10 protein-coding genes are annotated in these 9287 nt (G+C 41.4%); 7 read left to right on the top strand and 3 right to left on the bottom strand.

Annotation, left to right across the window (positions count from 1 at the left end; genetic code table 11):
• Positions 1–245: 245 nt before the first annotated feature.
• The gene (locus FB592_RS17790) at positions 246–2174 is read right to left on the bottom strand and encodes an ABC-F family ATP-binding cassette domain-containing protein (protein ID WP_087614378.1); all 1929 of its coding nucleotides are present in this window, start codon (positions 2172–2174) and stop codon (positions 246–248) included.
• A gap of 125 nt (positions 2175–2299) precedes the next feature.
• Here FB592_RS17790 and moaC point away from each other — a divergent pair, with 125 nt between their 5' ends.
• From moaC to tatC, 4 genes are read left to right on the top strand one after another with little or no spacing between them, the layout of a single operon-like run.
• Positions 2300–2812 carry a cyclic pyranopterin monophosphate synthase MoaC gene (gene moaC, locus FB592_RS17785; RefSeq protein WP_141949908.1) on the top strand — a complete coding sequence of 171 codons (513 nt, stop codon included), beginning with the start codon at positions 2300–2302 and terminating at the stop codon, positions 2810–2812.
• Entirely contained in the window at positions 2809–3456 is a 648-nt protein-coding gene (locus FB592_RS17780; protein ID WP_003234073.1) for a redox-sensing transcriptional repressor Rex, read from the top strand. Before moaC ends, FB592_RS17780 begins: the two co-directional genes overlap by 4 nt.
• Before the next feature lie 21 nt (positions 3457–3477).
• Positions 3478–3651, top strand: coding sequence for a sec-independent protein translocase protein TatAY (tatAY, locus tag FB592_RS17775; protein WP_003234072.1), 174 nt, complete (start codon positions 3478–3480; stop codon positions 3649–3651).
• Positions 3652–3657: 6 nt separating this feature from the next.
• A complete protein-coding gene (tatC, locus tag FB592_RS17770; RefSeq protein ID WP_087614380.1) occupies positions 3658–4422 on the top strand; it encodes a twin-arginine translocase subunit TatC in 765 nt (254 codons plus the stop codon).
• Between the two features lie 37 nt (positions 4423–4459).
• Here tatC and FB592_RS17765 read toward each other — a convergent pair whose 3' ends face one another.
• Both FB592_RS17765 and FB592_RS17760 read right to left on the bottom strand, forming a co-directional pair.
• Complete coding sequence (locus FB592_RS17765; RefSeq protein ID WP_003225680.1) at positions 4460–4651, bottom strand: YdiK family protein; 192 nt, start codon at positions 4649–4651, stop codon at positions 4460–4462.
• Positions 4648–5382, bottom strand: coding sequence for a CPBP family intramembrane glutamic endopeptidase (locus FB592_RS17760; protein ID WP_015252679.1), 735 nt, complete (start codon positions 5380–5382; stop codon positions 4648–4650). Before FB592_RS17760 ends, FB592_RS17765 begins: the two co-directional genes overlap by 4 nt.
• A gap of 238 nt (positions 5383–5620) precedes the next feature.
• On the opposite strand from FB592_RS17760, the gene groES reads away from it, so the two are divergent.
• The 3 genes from groES to FB592_RS21180 all read left to right on the top strand — a co-directional run bounded on the left by groES (position 5621) and on the right by FB592_RS21180 (position 9240).
• Positions 5621–5905, top strand: a complete 285-nt coding sequence (groES, locus tag FB592_RS17755) for a co-chaperone GroES (protein ID WP_003155970.1) — start codon at positions 5621–5623, stop codon at positions 5903–5905.
• Positions 5906–5951: 46 nt separating this feature from the next.
• The gene (gene groL / locus FB592_RS17750; protein ID WP_003234067.1) at positions 5952–7583 is read left to right on the top strand and encodes a chaperonin GroEL; all 1632 of its coding nucleotides are present in this window, start codon (positions 5952–5954) and stop codon (positions 7581–7583) included.
• A gap of 661 nt (positions 7584–8244) precedes the next feature.
• A complete protein-coding gene (locus FB592_RS21180; RefSeq protein WP_041851245.1) occupies positions 8245–9240 on the top strand; it encodes an alpha/beta hydrolase in 996 nt (331 codons plus the stop codon).
• Positions 9241–9287: the final 47 nt, after the last annotated feature.

Here is a 9287-nt window from a genome sequence, read left to right as displayed (position 1 = left end):
AGTCTCACGAGATAATAGCGTGAGACTTTTTATATGTTTGTTATTAACAGATAATTCACAATTTATCCACATGTCTGTGAGTAATTATAGAGATATAGATGGATAAAGGGCTGAAGTCGCTGTTGATAAAGTTGATAAATTCAGAATATTTTGTGGATATTGTGTATAAAGCGCTTACTTTGTTTTGCTTATTAGGGTATGTTCTGTGGATAAAAAGCACCTCTAAAAAGAGGTGCTTGACTTTTTTAATCTTCTTCTGTGGATAGTTCTTCCCATTCGGACAAAAGAGATTCCAGCTCCTGATTGAGCTTCTCATTGTCTGCATGGATAGCTTGTACTTTTTCATGATCCTGATAGACTTCAGGGTCACATAGCAATTCATCATTGCGGCTGATGTTTTCTTCAATGGTTTGAACAGTGGTTTCAATTTCTTCAATCCGACGGAGTCGTTGGCGCTCTTTCTTTTTCCATTCTTTTTCTTCCTCGTAGGAACGTTTGGAGTCAGACTTCACTGTAGCTGGCGTTTTTTCAGTTTCCTCTTGCTGATTTATTTTCTCCAATTCAAGCTGCTCTGTTTTTTTCTCTGTATAATAATCGTAATCTCCCAGATACTCCTCTATATGGCTTGAAGAAAGCTCCAATACTCTTGTGGCGATTCTGTTAATAAAATATCTGTCATGTGAGACAAATAACAGTGTGCCTGGATAATCAATCAGCGCGTTTTCGAGAACTTCTTTGCTGTCTAAATCCAGATGGTTCGTCGGTTCATCAAGGATGAGAAAGTTGGCTTTTTGAAGCATCAGCTTAGCTAGAGCCAATCTTGCTTTTTCGCCTCCGCTCAGTGAATGAACTGGTTTCAGCACATCATCTCCGGAGAATAAGAAATTTCCGAGACACGTTCTGATTTCTTTTTCTGGGAGCCCGGGGTACTCGTCCCACAGCTCATCAAGGACACGTTTAGAGGAAGTCAGCTCAGCCTGTTCCTGGTCATAATAGCCGACACTGACATTTGAGCCGTAAGAAATTGTTCCCTGATCTGGTTTTAGGGTGTCTATTAATGTTTTCAGCAATGTCGATTTACCTATTCCGTTAGGGCCGACAAGCGCAGCGCTTTCTCCTCTTGTGAGCATGAATGACACTTCTGTTAAAAGCGGCGGCTGGTTTTCATAGCTGATTGTGAGATCCTGAACACGAAGGACTTCATTTCCGCTCTGTTTTGTAATATCAAAATGAAAGTTTGCGGATTTTTCGTCGCCAAGCGGTTTTGACATGACATCCATTCGCTCAAGCTGCTTTCTGCGGCTTTGCGCTCTTTTGGTGGTAGAGGCTCTCGCCAGATTTCGATCTACGAAGTCCTGCAGCTTTGCAATCTCGTCCTGCTGCTTTTCATACATTTTCAGATCTTTTTCATACTGCGCGGCTTTTTGGTCGAGATAAGCGCTGTAGTTGCCGTGATACTTTTTGCTTTCTGCTCTTGATACCTCGTATACCTGGTTTACTACTTTGTCCAAAAAGTAGCGGTCATGCGAAACGATGAGAATGGCGCCTGAATAGCCTTGCAAATAATGTTCAAGCCAGGTCAGCGTATCAATATCCAGATGGTTTGTCGGCTCATCGAGAATGAGCAAATCAGGCTGTGTTAACAGAAGCTTACCTAAAGCCAGTCTTGTTTTCTGGCCTCCGCTGAGGCTTTGAACCTGTGTAGAATCGTCAAAATGGCTGAAGCCGAGACCATGCAGCACAGATCTAACATCCGCTTCATATTGATAGCCGCCTTTATCTTTGAATTCCTGCTGAAGGCGGTCGTAGGTTTTCATGATGCTTTCTAATTCACCCGGGGCAGCTGCCGCCATTTTTTCTTCCATAGCCCGCATTTCCTTTTCCATTGCTTTTAAGTGGTCAAAAACAGTCAGCAGCTCTTCTTTTATGGTAAGCTTAGAATCCAAGCCAGTATGCTGGGCGAGATATCCCATTGTAATATCTTTCGGTTTAATAATTTCGCCCTTCTCATACGAAAGCTGGCCTGCGATAATTTTAAGGAGCGTGGATTTTCCGGCGCCATTTCTTCCTACAATGGCGATGCGATCACGATTTCTGACTTCCAGCTTTATATTGTTTAAAATAGTATCAGCACCAAATGATTTGGACAGCTGATTAATTTGTAAGATCATCATATTATTTCACCTCTGCTATAATAAGTTAAGTGTAGCTTATGAACCAGAAGTCAGCAAACAATACATTGGCCATATAAGACATAGAGAAGAAAATAGTGTATGATCTGTTTAAGGAGCGTTTTAATATGAATGGATTTTCTCATTTTAATGAACAGGGCAGAGCCCAGATGGTGGATATTAGCGAAAAATCTTCGACTGTCCGTACTGCGGCGGCTGTTTCAAGCGTACACATGAAGAATGAGGTGTACGAGAAAATACAGAGTCACGATATCGGCAAAGGAGATGTACTGGCTGTCGCACAGGTGGCAGGCATTATGGCCGCAAAGCAAACGTCGAATATCATTCCGATGTGCCATCCGCTTTCATTGAGCGGGGTAGATATATCGTTTGACTGGAAAATAAAAGAAGCAGAAGTTATACTTCATATAAAAGCACAGGTCAAAACGAAAGGGAGTACAGGTGTGGAAATGGAAGCGCTCACTTCTGCATCGGTGTGCGCTCTTACCGTTTACGATATGTGCAAGGCCCTTGATAAGGAGATGGTCATCGGCCCTACTTTCTTGCTGGAGAAGACAGGCGGGAAAAACGGTGACTTTAAAAGAGAACTATCCGAGTATAATTTGGAGGACCAAAAATGAATAAGGATCAATCAAAAATTCCGCAGGCGACGGCGAAACGGCTGCCGCTTTACTATCGCTTTTTAAAGAATCTGCATGCGTCAGGAAAACAGCGTGTATCATCCGCTGAACTCAGTGATGCCGTAAAGGTTGATTCTGCCACGATTCGGAGGGATTTTTCCTATTTTGGAGCTCTTGGCAAAAAAGGATACGGATATAATGTGGATTATTTGCTGTCTTTTTTCCGAAAAACGCTTGATCAGGATGAAATGACAGACGTCATCTTGATTGGTGTCGGGAACTTGGGAACGGCATTTCTTCACTATAATTTCACAAAAAATAATAACACAAAAATTTCTATGGCTTTTGATATAAATGAGAGTAAAATAGGAACTGAGGTAGGCGGCGTGCCCGTCTATAACCTTGATGACCTTGAACAACACGTAAAAGATGAATCAGTTGCCATTCTTACAGTGCCTGCAGTTGCCGCTCAATCCATTACAGACAGATTGGTCGCATTAGGAATCAAGGGAATCCTTAATTTTACGCCGGCCCGTTTGAATGTGCCGGAACACATTCGAATTCATCATATAGATTTAGCAGTTGAGCTTCAGTCACTGGTTTATTTTTTGAAGCATTATTCAGTTTTAGAGGAAATCGAATAGAGGGAAAGGAGGAGCCCAAATATGCCGATCGGTCCTGGAAGCCTTGCTGTTATCGCAATCGTTGCTCTGATTATCTTCGGTCCCAAAAAGCTGCCTGAATTGGGGAAAGCAGCGGGAGACACACTTCGTGAATTCAAAAACGCTACTAAAGGATTAACGAGTGATGAAGAGGAAAAAAAGAAAGAAGATCAGTAAGTTAGGATGACACGAATGAAAGTGAATCAAATGTCGCTGCTGGAGCATATTGCTGAGCTTCGAAAACGGTTGCTGATTGTAGCGCTGGCGTTTGTCGTTTTCTTTATTGCTGGATTTTTTTTAGCAAAGCCGATTATTGTGTATCTGCAAGAAACAGATGAAGCGAAGCAGCTTACGCTTAACGCGTTTAACCTGACAGACCCGCTTTATGTGTTTATGCAATTTGCGTTTATCATTGGCATAGTCTTGACCTCGCCGGTTATTCTTTATCAGCTTTGGGCTTTTGTGAGCCCGGGCCTCTATGAGAAAGAGCGCAAAGTAACGCTCAGCTACATTCCGATCTCTATTTTGCTGTTTTTAGCGGGCTTATCTTTTTCATATTATATTTTATTTCCTTTTGTTGTTGATTTTATGAAGCGGATTTCTCAGGACTTGAATGTCAATCAGGTGATCGGAATTAATGAATATTTTCATTTTCTTCTGCAGCTGACGATTCCGTTTGGACTGCTGTTCCAAATGCCGGTCATCCTCATGTTTTTGACCAGGCTCGGAATTGTGACACCGATGTTCTTGGCGAAAATCAGAAAGTATGCGTATTTTACGCTGCTGGTGATCGCAGCCCTGATTACACCGCCTGAGCTTCTGTCCCATATGATGGTCACAGTCCCGCTTTTGATTTTATATGAAATCAGTATCCTTATATCGAAGGCCGCTTATCGGAAAGCACAGAAAAGCAGTTCAGCCGATCAGGACGTGTCTTCCGGACAATAATAAAAAATCCATTTCTCATGCGAGAAATGGATTTTCTTTATTTTTGGTTCTTTTTGATTTTAAATGAAAAGGCGAACATCTTAAAAGAAATGCTGATGTTGTAAGCGGCGAACACCATCAGCAGGATGGAGTAAAATGACCACATGCTGCCTGGCGAGCTTGCGGCAAGATAAGTAAAGATGCACCCTACGGCAAAGTAGATCATTCCCCAAACTACCGGGTTTCTCATAAAAATAATCCTCCAATAATCAATTGCATTTGTGTGCTCTGCTGTTCAAGGTAATTCCGAACAGGCTCAAGCTGCATGATGACGACGAATGTATTCATCATTAAATGGGCGAAAATCGGCACCCATATCCGTTTTGTTCTCGCATATAAAAAGGCAAAGGTAAAGCCCATTGCTGTATATAGAAGGAGATGCTTCAAATCAGCGTGAACAATACCGAAGATAACCGAGCTGATCAGTCCTGCGAAAAAGAAATTCGTTTTTTCGTACAGCGTGCCGAAAATGATTTTTCTGAAGATGATTTCTTCTAATATAGGCCCGACGATGGAAGAAACGATAATCATGAGCGGGACTGCCTGAATGACATCCAGAATCGCTTGTGTATTTTCTGATTCTCTTCCGATGCCAAAAACATAATATTCAATAGAGCCTGCTATTCCTTGAGAGAAAAGGGCAATGAAAAAACCGGCTATCGCCCAAAGGATAGAAAGTCCGATTGAGTCCTTCTGTCCGTTTCGCAGCGTTTCTTTCGGAACGGTTCTCAGAATGAGCAGAACAACAACGAGACAGGCGATAAAGCTGATAACGGACCATAATCCTTGTGCATGCAGCATATTTTCATCTGTAGGCTGTCCTCCGGCATAACCGAATTTAAATAACAAGGGAATCGCGATTAATGCGGAAAACTGCATGATGATATATGTCAAAATAATAAACCAATACTGTTTTCTCAAATGGTATGTACTCCTTTGTTAAGTGGGTTTCGTTCATCTACAGCTATTGTAACATAATCGGTACGGGGGTGAAAAAGCTAACGGAAAAGGGAGCGGAAAAGAATGATGTAAGCGTGAAAAATTTTTTATCTTATCACTTGAAATTGGAAGGGAGATTCTTTATTATAAGAATTGTGTTAGCACTCTTTAGTGCTGAGTGCTAAAATTACATATTCATACTATTGAGGAGGTTATTACATTGTTAAAGCCATTAGGTGATCGCGTTGTCATTGAACTCGTAGAATCTGAAGAAAAAACTGCCAGCGGAATTGTGTTGCCGGATTCTGCAAAAGAAAAACCGCAAGAAGGCAAAATCGTGGCAGCTGGTTCAGGTCGCGTGTTAGAAAGCGGAGAGCGCGTTGCTTTAGAAGTAAAAGAGGGCGACCGCATTATCTTCTCAAAATACGCAGGTACTGAAGTGAAATACGAAGGTACTGAATACTTAATCTTACGTGAAAGCGACATTTTAGCTGTTATTGGCTAATTCTTAAATAAACAATACTTAAAACATTTGAGGAGGTCTTGTAAACATGGCAAAAGAAATTAAGTTTAGTGAAGAAGCTCGCCGCGCAATGCTTCGCGGTGTCGATGCACTTGCTGATGCTGTTAAAGTAACTTTAGGACCAAAAGGACGCAACGTGGTTCTAGAGAAAAAATTCGGTTCTCCGTTAATCACAAATGACGGTGTAACAATCGCTAAAGAAATCGAGCTAGAAGACGCGTTTGAAAACATGGGTGCTAAGCTTGTTGCTGAAGTAGCCAGCAAAACAAACGATGTTGCCGGTGACGGTACAACAACTGCAACAGTTCTTGCGCAAGCAATGATTCGTGAAGGTCTTAAAAACGTAACAGCAGGCGCTAACCCTGTAGGCGTGCGTAAAGGGATGGAACAAGCTGTAGCGGTTGCGATCGAAAACTTAAAAGAAATTTCTAAGCCAATCGAAGGCAAAGAGTCTATCGCTCAGGTTGCTGCGATCTCTGCTGCTGATGAGGAAGTCGGAAGCCTTATCGCTGAAGCAATGGAGCGCGTAGGAAACGACGGCGTTATCACAATCGAAGAGTCTAAAGGCTTCACAACTGAGCTTGAAGTTGTTGAAGGTATGCAATTCGACCGCGGATATGCGTCTCCTTACATGGTAACTGACTCTGATAAGATGGAAGCGGTTCTTGACAATCCTTACATCTTAATCACAGACAAAAAAATCACAAACATTCAAGAAATCCTTCCTGTGCTTGAGCAGGTTGTTCAGCAAGGCAAACCATTGCTTCTGATCGCTGAGGATGTTGAAGGCGAAGCACTTGCAACACTTGTTGTGAACAAACTTCGCGGCACATTCAACGCAGTTGCTGTTAAAGCTCCTGGCTTCGGTGACCGCCGTAAAGCAATGCTTGAAGACATCGCTGTCCTTACTGGCGGAGAAGTCATCACAGAAGATCTTGGCCTTGACCTGAAATCTACTCAAATCGCTCAATTGGGACGCGCTTCTAAAGTTGTCGTTACTAAAGAAAACACAACAATCGTTGAAGGCGCTGGCGAAACAGACAAAATTTCTGCCCGCGTGACTCAAATCCGCGCTCAAGTGGAAGAAACAACTTCTGAATTCGACAGAGAAAAATTACAAGAGCGTCTTGCTAAACTTGCTGGCGGCGTAGCTGTCATCAAAGTCGGCGCTGCGACTGAAACTGAGCTGAAAGAGCGTAAACTTCGCATCGAAGACGCCTTGAACTCAACTCGCGCAGCTGTTGAAGAAGGCATCGTATCCGGTGGTGGTACAGCGCTTGTAAACGTATATAACAAAGTCGCTGCAGTTGAAGCTGAAGGCGATGCTCAAACAGGTATCAACATCGTGCTTCGCGCGCTTGAAGAGCCAATCCGTCAAATCGCACATAACGCTGGTCTTGAAGGATCTGTCATCGTTGAGCGCCTTAAAAACGAAGAAATCGGCGTAGGCTTCAACGCTGCAACTGGCGAATGGGTAAACATGATCGAAAAAGGTATCGTTGACCCAACGAAAGTTACACGCTCAGCTCTTCAAAACGCTGCGTCTGTAGCTGCAATGTTCTTAACAACTGAAGCCGTTGTCGCTGACAAGCCAGAAGAAAACGCTGGCGGCGGAATGCCTGACATGGGCGGCATGGGCGGTATGGGCGGCATGATGTAAAACCGACAAAAAAACCTTGATTTACAAAGGTTTGTCGGCAATGGACGTCATTTTTGATGCCCTTTTGATGCCATTTGTAAATTTCGAGGCTTCTCATGAGTTCACCGAACTTGTGAGAAGCTTCTTTTTTCTGTCTTTCGTAGTTTGATTTTTTCAGCACTGTTCTATATCGATTTTCAATAGTTTTGATAATCCCGATATGAATTATTCAATTGACCAAAATACAAAATTCCACCGGCTCAGATTCCTGTTTACGTCTTCTTTGACAAACGGCTTACTGTAGCTTCAGTAAACTGCATTTCTGTTATGATTATAAAAAGGATTTAAAAATTATTCGTCCAAACCTCTGTTACTTCTCTCCCTATTGCAGACAGGAGATGGTATCCTCTCATAAGACAAAAAAGCCCCAGTTATCTAAATAAATAGTGTCACCAACACTCTTAGACGTTTCCCCAAGGAAAACATTGTCAAAAGAAATCCTATTAAAATGTCTATTTGTGATGCTTTTTAGCTAATAAGACGATGTATGTAAATTCACTGGCGATGTAGTTAGGTTCTTCCACCAACATCTTGATAATATTCATCCCTACTCTATGGAGACCGACATTCCAATTATTAAATCTAATATTAGTTTTTTATGATTACCAAGGAGGACTTAATAGTGCATTTTTCAGAAATGATAGATCGCTTGGCTTTATATGATTTACACAGAAAAAGAAGCAAAGATAAACATTTTTCTGCTGCTATTGCAGCCGATATCGATGATAGAGAGGAATTTTACAGTGCAAATATAGCTGATGTTTCAATTGACTTGAATGAATCTAAAAAAAATTATAGGGTTGGAACATTTCGTTATGAATCCTTAATTCAAACTGGGAATCCTGTTAATGATACTTTAAAAGGGGAGGTTTTTTTAAATAAAAATGATATAGATCAACCCAATGTCATCTTTGTACACGGCTGGCGCATGGATTCGTTCGATAGAATCAAAAAAATATTTCATAAACGTATAATGAACGATTTAGGCTGGAATATGTATTATTATTCTCTTCCATACCATTTTGAAAGAGAACCGGAAAATTCACTGTATAGTGGCGAGTTGATGATTAGTGCAAATATTGATCGTACAATTGAGTCGACAAGACAGGCCATTGTCGATTTACGGGCATTAATTCACTGGATAAAAGCAAATAAAAAAGGCCCTGTTATCATAGTGGGGGTAAGCTTAGGGGGATGGGTTACTAATCTAATTGCAACCCTAGAATCCCAAATTGATGTAGTGGTATCAATCTTTTATGCCAATCGCCTTTCTTATTCAATATGGAACACGATCCCAGGTAAATTCATAAGAGAAGAATTAGAACAAAATGGTGTGACCTATGAAGATTTAACAAAATATTGGAATATCACAGATCCTAGTCAAGCCTTGCCGAAAGTTAATAAAGATAACATTCTGCTGATTTCTGCTAAACATGATCAGTATATTGACTTAAAAGATGCAGATTATTTATGGGAAAGCTGGGGGAAACCCACAAGATATGTCTACAATTGTGGTCATTCCGGTATTGTTCTTTGTCGCAAAAAGCTGGCAAATGATACGCTTTCCTTTATAAGAGAAAGGATAAATACGGGAAAACCTGGTTCAGTACATTTGTAGACCTTAATAAGAAACGAAAGGCCAACTGCAACTTCAGTTGGCCTTTC

Source organism: Bacillus sp. SJZ110 (assembly GCF_006715455.1).
GTDB classification, from domain to species: Bacteria; Bacillota; Bacilli; order Bacillales; family Bacillaceae; genus Bacillus; species Bacillus subtilis.
Note: the sequence above shows the minus strand (reverse complement) of the source record. Positions and strands in the feature narration are given on the sequence as shown.

Coding starts and splice junctions, on each gene's coding strand:
- FB592_RS17790 (WP_087614378.1), bottom strand. CDS start 2,174: ATGATGATCTTACAAATTAATCAGCTGTCCAAATCATTTGGTGCTGAT.
- moaC (WP_141949908.1), top strand. CDS start 2,300: ATGAATGGATTTTCTCATTTTAATGAACAGGGCAGAGCCCAGATGGTG.
- FB592_RS17780 (WP_003234073.1), top strand. CDS start 2,809: ATGAATAAGGATCAATCAAAAATTCCGCAGGCGACGGCGAAACGGCTG.
- tatAY (WP_003234072.1), top strand. CDS start 3,478: ATGCCGATCGGTCCTGGAAGCCTTGCTGTTATCGCAATCGTTGCTCTG.
- tatC (WP_087614380.1), top strand. CDS start 3,658: ATGACACGAATGAAAGTGAATCAAATGTCGCTGCTGGAGCATATTGCT.
- FB592_RS17765 (WP_003225680.1), bottom strand. CDS start 4,651: ATGAGAAACCCGGTAGTTTGGGGAATGATCTACTTTGCCGTAGGGTGC.
- groL (WP_003234067.1), top strand. CDS start 5,952: ATGGCAAAAGAAATTAAGTTTAGTGAAGAAGCTCGCCGCGCAATGCTT.